The sequence below is a fragment of the Nocardioides sp. Leaf307 genome (assembly GCF_001423135.1).
GTDB classification, from domain to species: Bacteria; Actinomycetota; Actinomycetes; order Propionibacteriales; family Nocardioidaceae; genus Nocardioides; species Nocardioides kribbensis.
On sequence record NZ_LMNY01000003.1, the window covers coordinates 146,381 to 166,977 of the forward strand.

Below are 20,597 nucleotides of genomic sequence, written 5' to 3' on the forward strand. Positions count from 1 at the left end.
TCACCCGCGCACCGACGAGGTGGCGACGAGTCGATCAGACCTGACGGGCCTGCATCTTCACGCGGTTGGTGAGCTCGCTGACCTGGTTGAAGACGGCCCGGCGCTCGGCCAGCAGCTGGTTGATCTTGCGATCGGCGTACATGACCGTGGTGTGGTCGCGGTTGCCGAACTGCGCGCCGATCTTCGGCAGCGACAGATCGGTGAGCTCGCGGCACAGGTACATCGCGATCTGGCGGGCCATGACGAGGTGCCGACCGCGTGAGGGGCCGGTGAGCTCCTCGATGGACAGACCGAAGTACGCCGCCGTCTGGGCGATGATCAGCGCCGCGGTGATCTCGGGCTCCCCGCCCTCGGGGATCAGGTCCTTCAGCACGATCTCGGCCAGGGTCATGTCGACCTCCTGGCGGTTGAGGTTGGCGAAGGCCGTCACCCGGATCAGCGCGCCCTCGAGCTCGCGGATGTTGGTCTGGATCTTCGAGGCGATGAACTCCAGCACGTCCGGCGGCGCGGTCAGGCGGTCCATGGCGGCCTTCTTGCGCAGGATCGCGATGCGCGTCTCGAGGTCGGGGGGCTGGACGTCGGTGATCAGCCCCCACTCGAAGCGGTTGCGCAGCCGGTCCTCGAGCGCCTCGAGCCGCTTGGGCGCGCGGTCGGAGGTCAGCACGATCTGCTTGTTGGCGTTGTGGAGGGTGTTGAACGTGTGGAAGAACTCCTCCTGGGTCTGGGTCTTGCCCTCCAGGAACTGGATGTCGTCGATCAGCAGCACGTCGACGTCGCGGTAGCGCCGCTTGAAGCGGTCCTGCCGGTCGTCGCGGATCGCGTTGATGAACTCGTTGGTGAACTCCTCGCTCGACACGTAGCGGACCTTGGCGCCGGTGTAGAGCGAGCGCACGTAGTGGCCGATGGCGTGGAGCAGGTGGGTCTTGCCCAGCCCGGAGTCGCCGTAGACCAGCAACGGGTTGTAGGCCTTGCCGGGAGCCTCGGCGACAGCGACGGCCGCCGCGTGGGGGAAGCGGTTGGACGAGCCGATGACGAACGTCTCGAAGGTGTACTTGGGGTTGAGCCGGGTCTCCAGCGCGCTCGTCTGCCGGCTGCCCGCCTGCTCCGCGACGGGGGCGGGCTCGGCGCGCCGTGTGTCTATGTCGACATGTCGATCAATGGTCTCGACCGGGGTCGGGTCGGGACTGGTGGGGCGGGGCTCGTCCTCGAGCTGGGGGTTCACCGTGACCGCGATGCGGATCTCCCGGCCGAAGGAGACCGTGAGGGCGTCCTCCAGCTGACCGCGCAGCCGCCCCTCGAGCTGTCCCCGCGTGAAGTCGTTGGGCACGGCGATGATCGCCGTGTTGCCGTGGAGCGTCACCGGCTCGCTGGCGTTGAGCCAGGCGCGCTGGTTGGGCTGCAGGTCCGCCACCACCGACCGCCAGGCCGGGCCGAGCTCCGGGGGCGTCTGGTCCACGTCTTGGTCCACGTCCTTGCCGCCTTCTGGTTGACCTTCTGGTTCGGCCCTCCGGAGGGGACCCCGGCCCGGGCGGGCCGCACGGTGCTCTGCTTCTCCACACCTTTGTCCACAGGTTGTGAAACTCCGTCGCGACCTCGTCGTCGCCGTGGTGCCGAGGAGCCGGGTGCGCCCGCTCCCCCCAGCGTCTTCCCAGGTCAGAGGGGTGATGCGCCGGTGCTGCGGCGCGGTGTGGCGGTGCTGGCCACCTCGTCGGAGCCGTGGGTGCACGGGTCGTCGGAGACCGCGAACGTAACGCGGTGCGCGAGCCGCGAGCAAGACGTCATCCACAGGCTGGGGCGACCCCGTAGGCTGGGGCCGCCCGAGGGTTTGACCCTGTGGAATTCGAACGCGTACCGTTTGCCGGTCATCCGGCGTCGACGGGTGCCGCATGTCCAGGTGCAGCAGTGGACCTGGGTGGGCGGTGCCAGCCGACAGGTGCGTCGGGGGTCCGGTCCGCCGGACGCCCCCGGGGTCCGGGCTCGCAGAGCCGTTGACCGCCAGTCCCTTGAACCGAAAGAGAAGCTCGTGAGCAAGCGTACGTACCAGCCGAACAACCGTCGTCGCCACAAGGTGCACGGGTTCCGCCTGCGCATGCGCACCCGCGCCGGCCGGTCGATCCTCTCCTCGCGCCGCCGCAAGGGCCGCAAGAGCCTGGCCGTCTGAGCCTGACGACGGCCTCGGCCACCCGGTGCTCCCCCGCGACCACAGGCTCCGCGACTCGGACTCGTTCCGACGCGCGGGGCGTGGTCGGCGCGCGGGGAGCCGCACGCTCGTGGTGCACCTGAGCACCCCGGACGCCGCGGGACCGGCACGGGTCGGCTTCGTCGTCAGCAAGGCCGTCGGCAACGCCGTGGCGCGCAACAGCGTCAAGCGGCGGCTGCGACACCTCGCCCGGGAGCAGCTCGACACGCTCCCGGGCGCTGCTGTGCTCGTGGTCCGTGCGCTGCCGGCCGCCGCGGGCGCCCCCAGCGCGGAACTCCGCTCCGACCTCGAGCGTTGCCTCCAGCGGGTGATGGTGTGAAGTACCTGCTCATCGGCTTCCTCCGGCTCTACCGCGCGGTGGTGAGCCCGCTCTACGGTCAGGTCTGCCGCTACCACCCGTCGTGCTCCGCCTACGCGCTGGAGGCGGTGACCGTGCACGGCAGTGCCCGCGGCAGCTGGCTCGCGGCCCGTCGTGTGGCGCGGTGCCACCCGTGGGCCGCCGGCGGCTACGACCCCGTGCCACCCTCTGTCCGTCCCACCCGCCGCTCGGCGGGACCCGTCTCGACATCCCAGCAAGGAGCCTGATCGGTGGGCGCAATCGGCGACTTCTTCACCTTCATCGCGACCCCGCTCTACTACGCGATCTCGGGCGTGCTGATCCTGTGGCACAAGCTGTTCACGGCCCTGGGCCTCGACCCGGCCGGTGGCGCCTCGTGGGCGCTGTCGATCGTGGGCCTGACGCTGGTGATCCGCGCGGCGCTGATCCCGCTGTTCGTCAAGCAGATCAAGTCCAGCCGCAACATGCAGCTGATCCAGCCCAAGGTCAAGGAGCTGCAGAAGAAGTACGGCCACGACCGGGAGCGTCTCGCGCAGGAGACGATGAAGCTCTACAAGGACACGGGCACCAACCCGTTCGCCTCGTGCCTGCCGATCCTGCTGCAGATGCCGATCTTCTTCACCCTGTTCCACCTGCTCAACGAGGCCGCGAAGGACTACACGGCCCGCGGCTTCCTGACCAGCACCCTGGCCCGGCAGTTCGGTGACTCGAAGCTCTTCGGGTCGATCCCCCTGGCCGACAGCTTCTGGGGCTCGGGCGTCTGGCGCGAGGGTGGTGGCGACCTCAGCGTCATGCTCCTGGCGCTCTTCCTGGTGCTCGCCATGACGGCCACGACGTTCTTCACCCAGCGTCAGCTGATGAGCAAGAACATGCCTGCCGATGCCCTCTCGGGCCCCTACGCCCAGCAGCAGAAGCTGCTGCTCTACGTCCTGCCCGTCGCCTTCGGCCTCGGCGGCGTGGCCTTCCCGATCGGCGTGCTCCTCTACTGGACCACCTCCAACCTGTGGACCATGGGTCAGCAGTTCTACGTCATCCGCAACAACCCCGCGCCCGGCACGCCGGCCTTCGCGGCCAAGGCGGACCGCGACAAGGCCAAGGCTGCGAAGCACGGCACGGTCGTCGCGGAGGTGGAGGCACCCGTCGAGGAGCCCCGCCGTCCCGCCGTGCGGCAGCAGCCCAAGAAGACCACGAAGCAGCAGCGCAAGTCGGGCGGCAGCAAGCCCGGCGGCGGCACCCAGGGAGGCAAGAAGTGACGCAGGAGTCCGCCCAGCAGGAGGCCCTCGAGGGCGAGGAGCAGGCCGCCTCGACCGACGACGCCCGGACCTCGACCGTCGCCGGCGTGGAGGAGGTCACCCACGACCTCACCGCCCAGGCGGCCCAGGGGCCCGGCAGCGAGTCGTCGGCCGCCGAGCGTCGCCTGGCCGAGCTCGAGGCCGAGGGCGACATCGCCGCCGACTACCTCGAGGAGCTCCTCGACATCGCCGACCTCGACGGCGACCTCGACATGGACGTGGAGGGCGACCGGGCGTCGGTCTCCATCGTCGGTGCCGACCTCAGCCAGCTCGTCGGGCAGCGCGGCGAGGTGCTCGACGCCCTGCAGGAGCTGACCCGTCTCGCGGTCTACCGCGAGACGGGCGAGCGCTCGCGTCTCATGCTGGACATCTCCGGCTTCCGCGCGCAGAAGCGGACCGAGCTGGAGGCCCTCGCGGCCGACAGCGTGGCGCAGGTGCGTGACTCCGGGGAGCGTCTCTCGCTGCAGCCGATGTCGCCCTTCGAGCGCAAGGTCGTCCACGACGCGGTCGCCGAGGCCGGGCTGTCCTCGGAGTCCGAGGGTGTCGAGCCGCGGCGGTACGTGGTGGTGCTGCCGGAGTGACGGTCCACTCCCCCGCCCGCGGTCGGGACGCCTCGGTGGACCGGCGTGTCCGAGGCTGACGTTCCACGTGAAACACCCTCCCCGCCCGACGTGGCCGGGAGGGTGTTCTCGCTCGACCGCCTTGCCCTGGCCGTCCGGCTCTGGGAGCTGCTGGCCGACGTCGGCGTGGTCCGGGGGCTGATCGGCCCGCGCGAGGTCCCGCGACTGTGGGACCGGCACCTCCTCAACTGTGCGGTGCTCGCCGACGCCCTGCCGGCGGGGTCCTCGGTGTGCGACATCGGGTCCGGGGCCGGCCTGCCCGGGCTCGTGCTCGCGGTGCGACGGCCCGACCTGAGGCTGACCCTGGTCGAGCCGTTGCTGCGGCGCACGACGTTCCTCGACGAGGCGGTGGAGGAGCTCGGCCTCGACAACGTGGTCGTACGCCGTGGACGCGCCGACGACCTCCATGGCGAGCAGACCTTCGACGTCGTCACCTCCCGGGCCGTGGCGCCGCTGGAGCGGCTGCTGGGATGGTCGATGCCCCTGGTGGCGTCGGAGGGCGCCCTGGTGGCGATGAAGGGGTCCTCGGTGGCCGACGAGGTGGAGGAGTCGCGCGGCGCGCTGCAACGCTGGGGATGCGCGGAGCCTGAGGTGCTCACGCTGGGGGCAGGCACCGTCGATCCCCCGACCACGGCCCTCCGGGTGGCCTGGTCCGACCCGGCGACGGTACGTTGGCCTCCTGCGCCGACGCGCGACGAGCCCCGCAGACCCGCCCGCGGGGGGCCCGCCCGTCGTCGTGGCGGTCGCCGCCCCCGCTGAGGGGCCCCGGAGTTATCCACCGGGACGCGCCCCTGCATTCCGCCTGTTCCACGCTCAGAGAGGCCAGTTCTCCACAGATGGCACACCATTCTCCACAGGGCGTACCGACGTCGTCAGACCAGTCCGTTTCACGTGAAACGGGACCGGCGAGCAGCGGCCCCGGGGCCGCGGGGTCGTCGGGCTACACGGTGAGGACGGCGGGCGAGATGGCGGCCTACGAGCCCTCGCTGCACGACGACGCCACTCCCCTGGCCCGCGCGGCCGAGCACACGGTGCTGGCACGCGAGGGGCGGCGCACGGGACCGGCCCTCCCCCGGCCCCGCGAGACCCGCGTCTTCGTGGTGGCCAACCAGAAGGGCGGGGTCGGGAAGACCACCTCCACGGTGAACGTCGCCGCCGCCTTGGCCCAGCTGGGCCAGAAGGTGCTGGTGGTCGACCTCGACCCGCAGGGCAACGCCTCGACCGCGTTGAACATCGAGCACCGGCGCGGTGTCGCGTCGACCTACGACGCCCTGGTCGACGGCGCTCCCCTGGAGGAGGTCGCCGTGGCGTGCCCCGACGTGGCGGGCCTCATGGTCGTGCCGGCGACCATCGACCTGGCCGGTGCCGAGATCGAGCTCGTGAGCGTCGTGGCGCGCGAGGGCCGGCTGCGCAAGGCCATCCACGGCCATCCCCTGGTCGGCAGCCTCGAGGAGATCGGGGACGAGCGCATCGACTACGTGCTCATCGACTGCCCGCCGTCCCTGGGGCTGCTCACCCTCAACGCCCTGGTCGCCGGGGACGAGATGATGATCCCGATCCAGGCGGAGTACTACGCGTTGGAAGGGCTGGGACAACTCCTGGAGACCGTCGACATGGTGCGCAAGCACCTCAACCCGGAGCTGTCGGTCTCGACCATCCTCATCACCATGTACGACGCGCGCACCCGCCTGGCCGCCGGCGTGGCCAGCGAGGTGCGCGAGCACTTCGGGGAGCAGGTGCTCCGCACCAACATCCCCCGCTCGGTGCGGGTCTCCGAGGCGCCGTCCTACGCCCAGACCGTGATGACCTACGACCCCGGCTCCCCCGGCGCGCTCAGCTACCTGGAGGCGGCCCGGGAGATCGCGACGAAGGCGGTGGCGGTGTGAGCGGCTCCCGGCCTCCCGCGCGTCGGGGCCTCGGACGCGGCCTGGGCTCGCTCATCCCGACCTCCGCCCCGCCGGCGGAGGCCGACGACGCCTCGACGTCTCTTGACGGGGCCAGCCTGGGACGCGCCGCCGAGGGCTCGGCCCCGACCCACGCCGTGGGCGGCGCGGCGCCCGCGCAGGCCGACGTACGCCGGCCCGCGCCCGGGAGCACCGGTGAGGAGCTGGCCCCGGTGGCGGGCGCCTACTTCGCCGAGATCCCGCTCGACCAGGTGCACCCCAACCACGCGCAGCCGCGGCAGGTCTTCGACGAGGAGGCGATGGCCGAGCTGGTCCACTCGATCTCCGAGGTCGGGCTGCTGCAGCCCGTGGTGGTGCGGCGCACGGGGCCGGAGTCCTACGAGCTGGTGATGGGGGAGCGGCGCTGGCGCGCCTCCCAGCAGGCCGGCACGGGCACCATCCCGGCGATCGTGCGCTCCACCGATGACACCGACATGCTGCGCGACGCGCTGCTGGAGAACCTCCACCGCAGCCAGCTCAACCCGCTCGAGGAGGCCTCGGCCTACGCCCAGCTCCTCGAGGACTTCGGCTGCACCCACGACGAGCTGGCGCAGCGGATCGGGCGCTCGCGCCCGCAGATCAGCAACACGCTGCGGCTGCTGCGGCTGAGCCCGGCGGTCCAGCGGCGCGTGGCCGCGGGCGTGCTGAGCGCGGGCCACGCCCGCTCGCTGCTCGCCGTGGCCGACGCCGACGCGCAGGACCGGCTGGCCAGCCGGGTGGTGGCCGAGGGCATCAGCGTGCGGGCGCTGGAGGAGATCGTCGCGCTGGGGGAGACCGGCGCCGAGGACGAGCCGCGCGTGCGCCGCCGCAAGCCGACGGCACCCGGTCTGGCCGTCCTGTCGGACCGGCTGGCGGACCGGCTCGAGACCAGGGTGAAGATCGACCTGGGCAAGAGCAAGGGTCGGATCACCGTGGAGTTCGCGACGCTGGAGGACCTGCAGCGGATCATCGACCTGATGGACCCGAACACCGAAGCGCCCGGCAACTAATCCATAGATCGCTTTGTCGACAAAGCAATCTATCGATCAAACGACGACACATGCAGCGCGATCAGGCGCCGACAGGCGTCTGATCGGCGCTCCGGAGTTCGTCAGGAGCGATTCTGAGCGCGCTTGGCCGCGCGCCGCGCCGCGCGATCGCGCTTCTCGGCCGCGTCGAGCTCCTCAGCGCGCTCGGGAGTGGGCGCCGAACCGCCGTGACGGGCGGGGAGCCACCACGATCCGGGCGGCTGCTCGTCGGCGGGGTAGGCCGCGATGGTCTCGTCGAGCATGCGCGACATCACCGAGCGGAGCTCGGCGGTCTCGCCCACGGGGTCGGCACCGGTCGGGTGCAGGGGGGCACCGACGGTGAGGGCGATGGTCTTGCCGCGGGAGAAGTCGCGGGGGTGGTCCTTGGTCATCATCCGCTGGGTGCCCCACATGATGACGGGCACCAGCGGCACGCCCGCCTCGGCGGCGATGCGCACCGCGCCGGACTTGAACTCCTTGAGCTCCATGGAGCGGGAGATGGTGGCCTCGGGGAAGATGCCGACGGCCTCGCCCTCGCGCAGCCGGTCGACGGCGGTGCGGAACGACGCGACGCCCTCGCCGCGGTCGACCTCGATGTGGTGCAGCGAGCGCATCAGCGGTCCGCCCAGGCGGTGGTCGAAGATCTCCCGCTTGGCCATGAAGCGCACCAGGCGACCCGACGGGTTGGCGGCCAGGCCGCCGTAGACGAAGTCGACGTAGCCGATGTGGTTGTAGGCCAGCAGCACTCCGCCGCTGCGGGGCACGTGCTCGGTGCCGGTCATGACGAAGCGCTGCCCGAGCAGCTTGAAGCCGGTCTTGGCCGCGACGATGATCGGCGGGTAGGTGAGGTCCATCAGGACAGGTCCGTCCCGGGCGCGTCGTAGCCCTGGTAGGGACCGATCCCGCGCTCGGGGGCGGCGGCACCGAAGGTGGCCCGCAGCTCCATCTCGGCCTCGAGCACGCCGGCGAGGCGGCGCACGCCCTCACGGATCCGCTCGGGCGTGGGGTAGCAGAAGGACAGCCGCATCGAGCTCGAGCCGTAACCGTCGGCGAAGAACGCGGTGCCGGGCACGTAGGCCACCCGGGCGGTCACGGCGCGGGGGAGCATCGACTTCGCGTCGATGCCCGGGGGGAGGGTGAGCCAGACGTAGAACCCGCCGTCGGGGACGTTCCACTGGCAGGCCGCCGGCATCAGGTCCTCGAGCGCCGAGACCATGGCGTCGCGCCGCTCGCGGTACATCTCGCGGAACTGCTTGATCTGGCCCTGCCAGTCGTGGTTGGCGAGGTACGCCGACACCGCCATCTGCGAGAACTGCGGCGGGCACAGCGTGGCCGACTCCTGGGCCAGCACGAGCTTCTCGCGCACCGGGTGCGGCGCGAGCGCCCACCCGACCCGGAAGCCCGGGGCGAAGGTCTTGGAGAACGACCCGAGGTAGATGACGCCCTCGGCCTCGTCGGCGCGCAGCGCGCGCATCGGCTCCTGGTCGAAGCCGAGCAGACCGTAGGGATTGTCCTCGAGCACCAGGACGCCCTCGCGGCGGCAGATGTCGAGGATGCGGGGGCGCCGCTCGGCCGAGAGCGTGATGCCGGCGGGGTTGTGGAAGTTGGGGATCGTGTAGAGGAACTTGATCCGGCGACCGGAGGCCTGCACCGAGGCGATGGCCTGCTCGAGGGCCTCGGGCACGAGCCCGTGGGCGTCCATCTCCACGTGCACGACGTCGGCCTGGTAGGCCTTGAAGACGCCGAGCGCGCCGACGTAGGAGGGGGCCTCGCACAGCACGACGTCACCGGGGTCGCAGAAGATCCGCGTGACCAGGTCGACGGCCTGCTGGGAGCCCACGGTGACCACGACGTCGTCGGGGTGGGCCTCGATGCCCTCGAGGCGCATGACGTCGGTGATCTGCTCGCGCAGCTCCGGCACGCCCTGGCCCGACCCGTACTGCATCGCCACCGGGCCCTGCTGGGTCACGAGGTCGCCGATGGCGCTGCTCACGACGTCGAGGGGGAGCCCGGAGATGTTCGGCATGCCGCCGGCGAGCGAGACCACCTCGGGCCGCGACGCGACGGCGAAGAGAGCTCGGATCTCCGAGGCGGTCATGCCGGCCGTGCGCGCGGCGTATCGGTCGACGTAGGAGTCGAGACGGGACTGTGAGCGCGCAGGCGTGGATTCCATGACCCCTCTAGCATGAACGATGGAGGCGGCTCGCGCACGCGCGGATCGCTGTTCGGTCGGCCACCTTTGCCCTGGCCCGTGACGCGGGCCGGCGTGGAGGCAGGGTCGAGCGGCCACGAGCCCCGCCCGGTGCGGGGGAGTCCGGGAGGTCCTATGTCGCGCAAGGTCGTGCACCTCACCCTCGACCACCTCGCCGCGCTCGACGCGCCGTGCCGCGACTGCGTGTTCTGGCAGCTCGACCCGGTGCGGCGCGCCCGCGTCGACCTGGAGGGCGACGCGGGGGAGGAGAAGCGGGCGTGGCTCTCGGCCGTGCTGCGCGACTGGGGCTCCTGCGGGCGGGTGGTGCTCGTCGAGGGACGGCCCGTGGGCCACGTGGTCTACGCGCCGCCGGCGCTGCTGCCGAGCGCCGACGCCTTCCCCACCTCGCCGGTCTCGCCCGACGCCGTCCTGCTCGCCTCGGCGTACGTCGACCCCGCGCACGCGGGCGCCGGGCTGGGCCGGCTGCTCGTGCAGGCGATGGCGCGCGACCTCGTGGAGCGCGGCGGCTACCGCGCGGTCGAGGCCTTCGGCCGCGTCGACGGCCCCGGCGCGCCGGGCCGGCGAGGACGGCAGTGCCTGCTGCCGGCCGACTTCCTGGGCCGCGTGGGCTTCGGCACCCGCCGCGCCCACGGCGGGGTGCCGCGGATGCGGATGGACCTGCGCTCGGCGCTGACGTGGCGCGACGAGGTCGAGGTGGCGCTGGAGCGGCTGCGCGGGGTGGTGCGCCCGGCGCCCGCGCGCGCGCCGAGCCCGGACGCACGCGTCCCCGGCACCCCACGAGGGGTGCCGGGGACGGAGGAGTGAGCCCGCGGCGACCGCGGGTGCTCCGGTGCGTCAGGCGTTGATGAAGTCCGACAGCTCGTTGAGCAGCGTCGCCTTGGGGCGGGCGCCGACGATGGTCTTGACGACCTCGCCGCCCTGGTAGACGTTGATCGTCGGGATGCCGGTCACGCGGTAGGACGAGGGCGTGACGGGGTTCTCGTCGACGTTCATCTTCATGAAGGTGATCTTGTCGCCGTGGGCCGTGGCGATCTCGTCGAGGATCGGGGCGACCTGGCGGCACGGGCCGCACCACTCGGCCCAGAAGTCCACGAGGACCGGCTTGTCGGACTTGAGCACCTGAGCCTCGAACTCGGCGTCGGTGACGGCACTGATGTTGGCCACGATGATCCCTACTCTCTCTGCTGACGTCTGTGGTGGTGGAACGCGGCGCGCGGGGTGGTTGTTCCCCGCGACGGCCGCGCGGGGGCGCTCAGAGCCCGGCGGTCTTGACCGCGTCGGTGGCGGCGGAGCCGGCCACGGCGTCCTGCGCCTCGGCGCGGGTGGCCGCGGTGTGGTCGAGCTCGGCGACGTAGCGCTCGGCGTCGAGGGCGGCGGCGCAGCCCGTGCCGGCCGCGGTGATGGCCTGGCGGTAGTGGTGGTCGACCAGGTCGCCGCAGGCGAAGACGCCGGGGATGTTGGTGGCCGTCGAGGGGTGCTCGACGAGCACGTAGCCCTCGTCGTCGAGGTCGACCTGGCCGGTGAGCAGCTCAGAGCGCGGGTCGTGGCCGATGGCGATGAAGAGGCCGGTGGCCTCCAGCGCACGGGTCTCGCCCGTGGTGGTGTCCTCGAGGGTGAGCGACTCCAGCTTGTCGGCGCCGTGGATCTCCTTGACCGCGGAGTTCCAGACGATCTCGAGCTTGGGGTCGGCGAAGGCGCGCTCCTGCATGATCTTGGAGGCGCGCAGCTCGTCGCGACGCACGATGAGGGAGGCCTTGGAGGCGAAGCGGGTCAGGAAGGTGGCCTCCTCGACCGCGGAGTCGCCGCCGCCCACGACCGCGATGTGCTGCTCGCGGAAGAAGAAGCCGTCGCACGTCGCGCACCACGAGACGCCGCGGCCCGACAGCTCGTCCTCGCGGGCGATGCCGAGCTTGCGGTAGCCCGAGCCGGTGGCGAGGATCACCGAGCGTGCGGTGTAGGTGTCGGTGGCCGTGCGCACGGTCTTGACGTCGCCGGTGAGGTCGACCTCGACGATGTCGTCGGAGACCAGCTCGGCACCGAAGCGCTCGGCCTGGGCGCGCATCTCGTCCATCAGCGCCGGGCCCATGATGCCGTCGCGGAAGCCGGGGAAGTTCTCCACCTCGGTGGTGTTCATCAGCGCACCACCGGCGGTGACCGAGCCCTCGAAGACCAGGGGCTCCAGGCTCGCGCGCGCGGCGTAGACCGCGGCGGTGTAGCCGGAGGGACCCGAGCCGATGATGATGACCTGTCGGGTGACGTCTGGGCGGGTGTCGGACATGGAGTCCAGTCTCCTCGGGATGACGGGGGCGGTGCCTGGGAAGGGGTGCTGCGGCACCTGCGGGTGGAACCGATCCTAGGTGAGCGGCATTCCCGGGCCGGCGCCGTCGCGCCAGGGTGGCCGGGCGCGGGGTCGCGGCGGTGTGTGGTGGCGGCGCTCGTGGTGGCGGTGGCGGGCTCAGCGCCGGGGGAGGGTGACCGAGCGGAGCACCTCGGCGGTGCCGCACTGGAGCAGGTCGACGACCTGGGTGTCGCCGGCGGGGCTGCGGAAGGCCAGCACCGCGGGCTCGCCGGCGTAGCGCACGCGCACCAGCAGGCCGGGCCCCCAGTCGGCGCTCTCGCAGACGTCCCATCCCGCGAGGGCGCGGGCGGCCCGCCGCGCCGACCGCTCGGCGAGGGCGTTGAGGCTGCTGTCGTTGCTCGGACCGGCCAGCTCCTCGGAGCCGTCGTCCTCGGCGGCGAAGGCGTCGACGCGGCGGGCGGCGGCGGAGGCCTCGTCGCGCACCCGCGAGACCGAGCCGGTGAAGTCGCGCTCGGTGAGGCGGCGTACGCCGGGCACCGCGAGCTGGGCCGACTCGAGGAAGCCGTCGGCGGCCGCGGTGTCGGACTCCACGTCGGCCCGGTCCTCGGTGGCGGGAGCGGTCTGGGACGGGTCGGCGCCCGACCCGGCGGAGCCGGCCGCCTCGGCGCCGACGTCGGCGGTGGACTCGTTGGCGTCGCCCGAGCCGGCGAGGGTGAGCCCGGGGACGACCTGGGCGGCGCCGACACCGACCACGACGACCGCCGCGGCGGCCACGAGGAGCCGGGTGACGCGGCGTCGCCGGCGCGCCTGGTGGGCGGCGAGGTCGATCGGGGCCGGGGAGGTGGCGACGTCCTCGCCGGCGTCGAGACGGGCCAGCACCTGGTCGAGCCGCGCGGCCACGTCGACCGGGAGGGGCTCGGTGTGGCGGGCGTCGGCCAGCCGCCGGGTCACCTCCCGCTGCTGCTCGGGGGTGAGGTCGGGGTCGTGGGCCATCGGGCTCCTCCTCTCGGGGCCGGTGCTGGTGCTGGTGATGGTGGTGGGTGCGGGGCTGGTCGTGCTGGTCGTGCCGGCCGGGGGTCCGGTGCCGGCGTCGGTCCGGGTGGGCTGCTGGTCCAGTGTGGCGGGGGCCCGGTCAGGCCGGTGGGCCTCGTGGGTCGGCCTCGGATCGGACGGCCGACGGCGCGGTCGGGTTCCGAGGCTCGGGGTGGTCGTCGTCACGCCGCTCGCGCAGCACCCCGAGGAGCGGGGCCAGCCGGGCCCGCCCGCGCGAGCACCGCGACTTCACGGTGCCGACGGCGCAGTCGAGCACGGCGGCCGCCTCGGCCACCGAGTAGCCCTCCATGTCGACCAGCACCAGGGCGGCGCGCTGCTCCGGGGGCAGCGAGGCCAGCGCGGCGAGCACCTGTCGCCGCTGCTCGGCGCGCACCGACCGGTCGGCGGGGTCCTCGGCCTCCGGCGCGGCGGAGAGGCGCGAGCCGCGGTCGCCGTACTCCTCGAGGTCGTCGGGCAGGGCGTCGGTGCGGCGCACGCGCGCCGCACGGAGGCGGTCGAGGCAGGCGTTGACCACGATGCGGTGCAGCCAGGTCGTCACGGCGGCGTCGCCGCGGAAGGACCCCGCGCGGCGGTAGGCCGCGATCATGGCGTCCTGGAGGCCGTCGGCGGCGTCCTCGGGGTGCCCGGTCGTGCGCAGGGCCACCGCCCACAGCCGGTCGCGGTGGCGGGCGAAGAGCTCGCCGAAGGCCGCGTGGTCACCGCCGACGTGGGCGTGGAGGAGCTCGACGTCGCTGCGGGACCCGGCGCCGGCCTCGGCGGCAGTGGGGTCGTCGGCGTCCTCGGCGTCGTCGGGTCGCGGCCCCGCCGCCCCGGGCTCGCTCACCCGCGGACCTCGACCTCGGCCACCTCGCCGCGCCAGCCGCCCTCGACGGCGGGCAGCGAGGTGAGCCAGACCGTGAGGTAGGAGCCGGCGGCGGGCTCGTCGAGCACCGCCTGCTGCTGGGTGCCGCCGGAGGTCTCGGCCACGGGGTCGAGACCCTCCACGTCGGTGGGGGCGGTGTCGGTGACGTAGAGCGCGGTGGTGGTGCCCTCGCCGACGAGCGTGAGGTCGACCTCGCTGACCTCCTGCTCGCCGCCGAGGTCGATCACCAGGCCCACGCCGGTCTTGAGGCCGCCCGGCCCGAAGTTCTGGAGGTAGGTCGCGGTGCGCCAGACCGTCGCGGGGTCGCCGTCGACGGCGAGCGGGGTCAGCTCGGGGTACTCCTCCTGCGGCGGGTCGCCCTGGGGGTCGAGGTCGCTCGCGCTGAGCCCCGTGAGCGGGGTCGGCGCCGCGGTGGGCGTGGCCGACGACGACGCGCTCGGGGAGCTCGACCCCTCCGGCTCCGGCTCGGCGCCCAGCGGGGTGCGACCGCGGCCGACGTTGACGGCGACCACGACGCCCACGAGCAGCACCAGGCCCAGCAGCAGCGCCGCGGCCAGGCGGAAGGTGTTGCGACCGGGGACCTCACCCGCGGCGCCGTCGTCGGGGTCGGCGTCGTCGGTGCCCGGCGGGGGCGGCGGCGCCGCGGGCCCCCACGGCCAGAACTCCCCCGACTCCGCCTGCTCGGCGCCGGGGCGGGCGCGACGCACGGGCCCGCCGTCGTCGGGCTCGGGGGCGAAGAGCGGGCGCTCGGGCGGGTCCTCGAAGGGCGGGGGAGGCGGCACCGGCTCGCTGCGCGCCTGCAGCCAGGACACGTCGTCGGTCTCGTCGTCGAAGATCGGCAGCCCGGCCTGGGTGGGCTGCTCGGCGGCCACCGGGGTGGGGGAGGAGCCCGCGAGCAGCCCGTCGCCGAGCGCCGAGGGGCGGGCGGGCTCGTCGGCGCGCGCGGCCCGGGTGGTGTCGTCCGCCGGGTGCGTCGCGGTGTCGGGGAGCGCCACGACGGTGGTGGGTGCGTCGGTGGCCGCGTCGGGGCTCTCACCGGCGGTGTCGGCGGTGTCGGTGGTGTCGGCGGGGGTCTCGGGGGTCCCGGCGGTCAGGGGCACGACCGTGGTGGGCTCCTGGTCAGCAGGCTCCGCACCGGGGGTCTGGGAGGCCGGGGAGGGCGCGGGACCCAGCGGGTCGCTCGAGCGGAGCGGGGCCGCGGCGGGCGACGCCACCACGGTCGGCCCGGTGGTCGGCACCGCGGTCGTCACGGGGGCCGGGCCCGGGGTCGGTCCGGGGACCGCGGGCAGGCTGATGGTCTCGTCGCCGCGATCGACCAGGCGGGTGGCGAGCTCCTCGGGGATGCCGACCGGGTCGCCGACGAACTCGACCAGCTGGTCGGCGAGAGCCTGGGCCGTGGCGGGGCAGCGGGGGTCGTGGCCCCGCTGGGCGGCGGTGGCGGGGTTGAGGACGTTGTCGCACAGCTGGTCGAGCATCCGGGGGATGCCGGCGCGCACCTGGCGCGGTCGCAGCAGGCGCCCGTGCTCCTGCGGGGCCGGCACGACGACCGACCCGGAGATGCCGGCCCACCGGCCCGTGAGGGCGGCGTACAGCAGGCCGGCGAGGTCGGTGAGGTCGTCGTCGGGGTCGGTGTGGGTCAGCCCGTGGAGGGCGGCGTCGACGCACAGGCCGATCAGCCGCACCGAGCCGTTGCGGTCGACGAGGACGTTCTCGGGGTTGAGCCGCCCGTGGGAGACCCCGGCCCGGTGGGCGGTGGCGGCGGCGGCCGCGACCTCGGCGACCAGCCAGGCCGCCCGCCGCGGGGCCAGCGGGCCGCCCGCGGCCAGCATGATGTCGAGCGACGTGCCCGACCCCCACTCGTTGACGACGTAGCAGAGGGCGTCGGTGCGCTCGGCGTCGAGCACGCGCAGCACGTGGGGGTCGTGCACCGTGGCCGAGCGTCGCGCGGCCTCGAGCAGACCGGCGGCCCGGTCGTCGTCGGCGGCGATGACGTGGATCGCCACCTGCCGCTCGAGCACGCGGTCGTGGGCCCGCCAGAAGCGACCGTCGCCGCTCTCGCTGAGCAGGTCGACCAGCCGGTAGCGACCGGCGAGCTGGTCTCCGTGCCTGATCGAGTGGGGCACCGCGGTCCTGGCTCCTTCGTGCGCTGGGGGCGGGCGTCGGGCCCGGGTGAGCCGGGCGCGCGGGCGCCAGCGGCGCCCGGACCATGGTAGGCGCCCGGGTCGGGACGGGGCGACCGACGTCGCACAGCCGCGAGACGCCCGCGCCGGGTGCCGTACGCCGGGTCCGGACCGCGCCTCGCCCGGGCGCCGGGCCGGTGGTGCCGGGTCCCGGGGGAGGGGCAGGAGAGAGGGGCAGGGGGGACCGGGGGGAGTGCGGGGAGTGCGAGGAGCCCCGGGTCAGCGGCGCCCAAGGCGCCCGGTCACGGTGGCCAGCACGTCGGTGACCTCGGTGAGCCGGAAGACCCGGGCCAGCGCCAGGAAGGCGACCACGTCGACCAGGGTCACCCCCACGCCGCGGGCCAGGGTCGGCAGCACGGCGGCGTCGAGCGGCAGGTCGCCCAGCAGGGCCGAGACGGCGTAGGCCAGGCCGGTGGACAGCGCGACCACCAGGCCAAGGCGCACCAGGAAGCGCGAGGTCGTGCGCCCGCCGAGGTCGCCGGTGCGGCGCTCGAGCACGGAGTAGGAGACGGCGGTGCCGACGAGGTAGGCCGCGGCGTAGGCGGTGGCCAGGGCGGCCGAGGTCGCGGCGGCGTCGGCGAGGGCCACGAGGACGACGGCCGCGCCGATGTTGGTGGCCGCGACGCCGCACTGGATCCAGAACACGGTGCGGGTGGCCTCGAGGGCGTAGAAGCCGCGCAGCATCAGGTAGTGGACGGTGAAGAGCACGATCCCGGGGCCGAAGAGGGCCAGCGTCGGCACGGCGTTGGGCCACGACTGCGAGGCGGCGGCGTAGCCCCACACCACCCGGGCGACCTCGGGCGCGACCACCGGCAGCAGCGCGGCGAAGGGCAGCAGCACGGCCAGCGAGGTGCGCAGCGTCGCGCCCAGCGAGCGGCCCAGCCCGGCGAGGTCGCCGTCGGCGGCGCGCTGGGAGAGCCGCGGCAGGATCGCCGTGGCCAGCGAGACCGTGATGATCGAGTGGGGCACCATCACGATGAGGAAGGCCGAGGCGTAGACGGCGTTGCCGGTGCCGTCGGCGCTGCCGTCGGCCACGCCGGTGCCGGCCAGGCGCACCACCACGGTGTAGGCGACCTGGTTGACGATGACGAAGGCCACCGTCCAGCGGGCCAGGCGCAGGGTGTGGCCCAGGCCCGTGCCGCGGAAGTCGAAGCGCGGGCGGAACCGGAAGCCGGCCGAGCGCAGGTAGGGCACGAGGATGAGCAGCTGCGCGGCGATGCCGAGCGTGGACCCCAGGCCCAGCAGCAGCTCCTGGGAGGCGCTGAAGGGGCCCACGACCTCCGCACCGGAGGCGGCGCCGAAGACCACCAGGTAGACCACCAGCACCGCGACGGCGATGACGTTGTTGGCGATCGGGGCCCACATCATCGGCCCGAAGCGGCCGCGCGCGTTGAGGATCTGCCCGACCAGCACGAACATGCCGTAGAAGAAGACCTGCGGCAGGCAGTAGCGGGCGAAGTCGATCGCGGAGTCGCGCGCCTCGGGCGGCCACGAGTCGGGCAGGTAGATCGCCATCACCCAGGGCGCCACCGCCACCAGCAGCAGCGTCACCGCCCCGAGGAACAGCAGCGCGAGGGTGACCACCCGGTTGGCGTAGGCCTCTCCGCCGTCGGGGTCGTGCTTCATCGAGCGCACGAGCTGGGGCACCAGCACCGCGTTGAACACCCCGCCGGCCAGCAGGATGTAGAGCATGTTGGGGATGGTGTTGGCGACGGTGAAGATCTCGCCGTGCAGCTGGATGCCCAGCGCCGCGGCCAGCAGGGCCGAGCGCACGAAGCCGCTGAGCCGCGAGACCACCGTGCCGGCGGCCATGACCGCGCTGGAGGACAGGATCGAGCGCTGCTCGGCCGCCGACGACTCGGCGGTGCCGGGGCTCCCGGGGTCGGAGGAGTCGGAGGGGCGGGCCTCCTCGCGGGCGGCGCCCACGGCCTCGAAGGAGCCCGTGGGGTCGTCGACGGCGTCGGCGGCGTCGCTGTAGCCGACGACGGGGGGGCCGGGGGCGCGGTGCCTCATGCGGGGGTGCCTCTCGGCGCGGGCGCCGGGTCGCCGGCGCTGCCGGGGGTGGTGGCGGGGAGGTCGTCGGCGGGGCCGGCGTCCGAGGGCCGGTCGGACGGCTGGTCGGACGGCTGGTCGGACGGCCCGCCGCGTCGCGCGTCGCGGAGCCGGCGTACGAGGCGCAGGCCGATGGTGCCGAAGAGCAGCACCAGGCCGGTGCCCATGATCAGCCAGATCACCTGGCTGACCTGCGCGGAGCGCACGGCGAGGTCGTCGCTGGAGCCGAGCACGCGGCCCTCCTCGTCGGTGAGCACCAGACGCAGGTCGTGCACGCCGAGCTCGGAGGTGCTGGCGTTGAGCAGCACCGTGGTGGCGCTGTCGGCCGGCACCTCGATGCTGCCGGGCGGTCCCTCGATGGTCATCGGCCGGTCGGACTCGTAGCGCAGCCGGATCGTCACCGGCTGGTCGAGGCCGTTGACGATGGTGGCGCCGAAGCGCCCGCTCTCGCTCGACAGCGTCACCGCCCGAGGCGCCATCACGTCGACCTGGCCCCGCAGGGCGTCGATGCTCGCCTCCGCGGCGCCGGCCGAGGCGAGGGCGTCGAGCGGGGCGGTGCGCGCGGTGTAGGAGACCGAGGCCAGGGCCTGGTCGAGCACGGCGGTGCCCACCTGGTCGTTGAGCGTCAGCAGGTCCTGGAGCGACTCGCCGGCCGTGATGAGGTCGTCGGCGGCCTGGAAGCCCGAGGCGGGGAGCGTGATCTCGCGCTGGTGCTCGGGGTAGGTGAGGGCGTCGCCGGCCACGGAGGCGTCGCGCGCGGTCTCGTCGGCGGTGGCGTCCTCGACGGTGGCCAGGTCGACCCAGCCCTGGTCGAGGCCGGAGAAGAACTCCTCACCGTCCTCGGGGAGCCAGTCGAAGGGCAGCACGGTGACCAGCGGGTGGTGGCGTCCCTTGGCCAGCACGCGCACGGCGGCCTCGGCCAGGATCCGCTGACGCATGGCGGTCGCGGTGCGCTGCTCGCCCGGTCCGGGTCCGCCCGCCACCGCGCCGGAGGAGGTGAGCACGACCCGGCGACCGTCGACGGAGGCGACCGCGGGCAGGGTGCCGGCGTCGTCGCGCAGCTCGGCCGCCCGGTCGCGGGGCACGGCGCGATCGGTGAGGAGGACGGTCTCGCCGTCGACCGCACCCGCAACGGCGGCCCCGGGCAGGAAGCCCACCGGGGAGCCGATGGCCGGGGTGGTCTCCACGCCGAAGGGGGCCAGGGTCGACCCGCCACGACGCCGGGCGCGGTCGTAGAGGTCAGGGTCGTGGGCCTGCGCTCCGGCCACGTCGACGTCGCCGTACGGCAGCGCCAGCACCTGGCTGTTGGCGCCCAGGGCGTCGCCGAGGTCGTCGAGCCAGGTCTGGCCGGTCTCGGCCGCAGCGGCTGTCACCGGGTCGAGCGGGTCGACGTCCTCGCCCTCGTCGTCGCCCTCGCCGCTGCCCCCGTCACCCGGTCCGGTCGTCGGGTCGCCGGGGCTCGTGGGCTCCGCACCGGCCGTGCCGAGGGAGGCGGAGGGGGAGCCGGACGAGTCCCCCGTGTCGCCGACGGCGCCCGACCCGCCGTCGGCCGGGGAGTCCCCGTCGGAGCCCTCCCCGTCGCCACCGGGCTGCTGCGGGTCGATCGTGGGGGCCAGCGAGCGCTCGGGGTTGCCGGCCGCGAGGCGGGTGACGGCGTCGGTGAGCGCGGGGTCGACCAGCCAGCTCACCGGACGCGACCCGGCCGCGGCCCCGAAGTCGAGCAGCGACCGCAGCCGGCCGCCCTCGCCGAGGTCCTCGTCCCAGTCCGCGACGTCGTCGAGCGCGCCCTCGGGGGTGTAGTCGAGCTGGCGGCGCAGCGGCACGACGATGGAGACCGGCAGCGAGCGCTCCCGCAGCCTCACGAGGGGCAGGAAGGTGCGGGCGCGGCCGTCGGCGGTGTCCTCGCGACCGTCCTCGTTCTCGCCGTTGGCGTGCACGCCGAACCAGTAGACGCCCGGCTCGGTGACCTCGATGCGGTTGCTGGGCAGGGTGATCCGGTAGTCGGCGCTCTCGCCGGGGGCCAGGGAGTCGATCGTGTCGTAGGGCCCGGGGTCGGTGATCCGCTCCCCGACGTAGGACAGCGGGTCGGAGGCCACGGCGGCCCGGAGGTCGCCGGCGGTGGTCAGCGGCGCGTCGCCCACCACGGGGTAGAGGTTGATGGCCGACCACGCGGTGTCGTCGAGGTTGGTCACGGTGCCGGTCACGCGCACCGGTCCCGACTCGGGCACGACCGAGGGCGTCATCGACTCGATGGTCACCGACAGCGGCTCGACCGGCTCCTCCTCGGCGCGGCGCGGCAGGGGACCGGTCGCCGGGCGCAGCACCGACCCGGGCTGCACGGTGGCGGGCGGCGGCGCGGCGGACAGGCTCGTCGGGGCGGACGCGACGGCGGGTGCGACGCCCGGCCCGAGTCCCGCGGCGCCACCGGCGACCGCGACCACCGCCGCGAGGGCAGGCAGCAGCGAGGACGGGCGGGACACCCCCCGATGCTAGACGGTGTCGCTGTGGCTCCCGGGGAGCGCGGCACCGCCCGGGCGCGG

The 20,597-nt window shown here is 73.9% G+C and carries 19 protein-coding genes; 9 read left to right on the forward strand and 10 right to left on the reverse strand.

The annotated features are described in order from the left end of the window. Window positions 1–34: 34 nt before the first annotated feature. Window positions 35–1,468, reverse strand: coding sequence for a chromosomal replication initiator protein DnaA (gene dnaA / locus ASF50_RS15605; protein ID WP_082503277.1), 1,434 nt, complete (start codon window positions 1,466–1,468; stop codon window positions 35–37). A 555-nt stretch (window positions 1,469–2,023) separates the two neighbouring features. Here dnaA and rpmH point away from each other — a divergent pair. From rpmH to ASF50_RS15645, 8 genes are all read left to right on the forward strand, one after another. After that, window positions 2,024–2,161 carry a 50S ribosomal protein L34 gene (gene rpmH, locus ASF50_RS15610; RefSeq protein ID WP_056156542.1) on the forward strand — a complete coding sequence of 46 codons (138 nt, stop codon included), beginning with the start codon at window positions 2,024–2,026 and terminating at the stop codon, window positions 2,159–2,161. 25 nt (window positions 2,162–2,186) lie between these two features. After that, window positions 2,187–2,519, forward strand: a complete 333-nt coding sequence (rnpA, locus tag ASF50_RS15615; protein ID WP_056865108.1) for a ribonuclease P protein component — start codon at window positions 2,187–2,189, stop codon at window positions 2,517–2,519. Then, a complete protein-coding gene (gene yidD, locus ASF50_RS15620; RefSeq protein ID WP_056865107.1) occupies window positions 2,516–2,785 on the forward strand; it encodes a membrane protein insertion efficiency factor YidD in 270 nt (89 codons plus the stop codon). The genes rnpA and yidD overlap by 4 nt, the downstream gene beginning before the upstream one ends. A gap of 3 nt (window positions 2,786–2,788) precedes the next feature. Beyond that, the gene (yidC, locus tag ASF50_RS15625) at window positions 2,789–3,790 is read left to right on the forward strand and encodes a membrane protein insertase YidC (RefSeq protein ID WP_056905113.1); all 1,002 of its coding nucleotides are present in this window, start codon (window positions 2,789–2,791) and stop codon (window positions 3,788–3,790) included. Beyond that, complete coding sequence (locus tag ASF50_RS15630) at window positions 3,787–4,410, forward strand: protein jag (RefSeq protein ID WP_414855745.1); 624 nt, start codon at window positions 3,787–3,789, stop codon at window positions 4,408–4,410. The genes yidC and ASF50_RS15630 overlap by 4 nt, the downstream gene beginning before the upstream one ends. Window positions 4,411–4,512: 102 nt before the next feature. Beyond that, window positions 4,513–5,208, forward strand: coding sequence for a 16S rRNA (guanine(527)-N(7))-methyltransferase RsmG (gene rsmG / locus ASF50_RS15635; RefSeq protein ID WP_082503278.1), 696 nt, complete (start codon window positions 4,513–4,515; stop codon window positions 5,206–5,208). A gap of 206 nt (window positions 5,209–5,414) precedes the next feature. Continuing rightward, window positions 5,415–6,335, forward strand: coding sequence for a ParA family protein (locus ASF50_RS15640; RefSeq protein ID WP_156697963.1), 921 nt, complete (start codon window positions 5,415–5,417; stop codon window positions 6,333–6,335). Next, the gene (locus ASF50_RS15645) at window positions 6,332–7,381 is read left to right on the forward strand and encodes a ParB/RepB/Spo0J family partition protein (RefSeq protein ID WP_056905115.1); all 1,050 of its coding nucleotides are present in this window, start codon (window positions 6,332–6,334) and stop codon (window positions 7,379–7,381) included. The genes ASF50_RS15640 and ASF50_RS15645 overlap by 4 nt, the downstream gene beginning before the upstream one ends. A gap of 101 nt (window positions 7,382–7,482) precedes the next feature. On the opposite strand, the gene ASF50_RS15650 is transcribed toward ASF50_RS15645, so the two are convergent. Further along, window positions 7,483–8,253 (reverse strand): lysophospholipid acyltransferase family protein, encoded by a 771-nt coding sequence (locus tag ASF50_RS15650; RefSeq protein WP_319804932.1) that lies wholly within the window; start codon window positions 8,251–8,253, stop codon window positions 7,483–7,485. Further along, window positions 8,253–9,572, reverse strand: coding sequence for a PLP-dependent aminotransferase family protein (locus ASF50_RS15655; protein WP_056905117.1), 1,320 nt, complete (start codon window positions 9,570–9,572; stop codon window positions 8,253–8,255). Before ASF50_RS15655 ends, ASF50_RS15650 begins: the two co-directional genes overlap by 1 nt. Window positions 9,573–9,725: 153 nt before the next feature. On the opposite strand from ASF50_RS15655, the gene ASF50_RS15660 reads away from it, so the two are divergent. Then, window positions 9,726–10,415: a GNAT family N-acetyltransferase gene (locus ASF50_RS15660; RefSeq protein WP_056905118.1), complete on the forward strand. Its 690-nt coding sequence runs from the start codon at window positions 9,726–9,728 to the stop codon at window positions 10,413–10,415. A 30-nt stretch (window positions 10,416–10,445) separates the two neighbouring features. On the opposite strand, the gene trxA is transcribed toward ASF50_RS15660, so the two are convergent. From trxA to ASF50_RS15695, 7 genes are all read right to left on the reverse strand, one after another. Then, window positions 10,446–10,778 carry a thioredoxin gene (gene trxA, locus ASF50_RS15665; RefSeq protein WP_156697989.1) on the reverse strand — a complete coding sequence of 111 codons (333 nt, stop codon included), beginning with the start codon at window positions 10,776–10,778 and terminating at the stop codon, window positions 10,446–10,448. Between the two features lie 85 nt (window positions 10,779–10,863). Further along, a complete protein-coding gene (gene trxB, locus ASF50_RS15670) occupies window positions 10,864–11,889 on the reverse strand; it encodes a thioredoxin-disulfide reductase (protein WP_056905119.1) in 1,026 nt (341 codons plus the stop codon). 177 nt (window positions 11,890–12,066) lie between these two features. Then, on the reverse strand, window positions 12,067–12,903 hold the full coding sequence (locus tag ASF50_RS15675; RefSeq protein WP_056905120.1) for a hypothetical protein: 837 nt from the start codon (window positions 12,901–12,903) through the stop codon (window positions 12,067–12,069). A 139-nt stretch (window positions 12,904–13,042) separates the two neighbouring features. After that, window positions 13,043–13,786: an RNA polymerase sigma factor SigM gene (sigM, locus tag ASF50_RS15680; RefSeq protein ID WP_082503280.1), complete on the reverse strand. Its 744-nt coding sequence runs from the start codon at window positions 13,784–13,786 to the stop codon at window positions 13,043–13,045. Beyond that, the gene (locus tag ASF50_RS19950) at window positions 13,783–15,948 is read right to left on the reverse strand and encodes a protein kinase family protein (RefSeq protein WP_056905121.1); all 2,166 of its coding nucleotides are present in this window, start codon (window positions 15,946–15,948) and stop codon (window positions 13,783–13,785) included. The genes sigM and ASF50_RS19950 overlap by 4 nt, the downstream gene beginning before the upstream one ends. 276 nt (window positions 15,949–16,224) lie before the next feature. After that, window positions 16,225–18,018, reverse strand: coding sequence for a murein biosynthesis integral membrane protein MurJ (gene murJ, locus ASF50_RS15690; RefSeq protein ID WP_082503281.1), 1,794 nt, complete (start codon window positions 18,016–18,018; stop codon window positions 16,225–16,227). Beyond that, complete coding sequence (locus ASF50_RS15695; RefSeq protein ID WP_056905122.1) at window positions 18,015–20,537, reverse strand: DUF6049 family protein; 2,523 nt, start codon at window positions 20,535–20,537, stop codon at window positions 18,015–18,017. Before ASF50_RS15695 ends, murJ begins: the two co-directional genes overlap by 4 nt. Window positions 20,538–20,597: the final 60 nt, after the last annotated feature.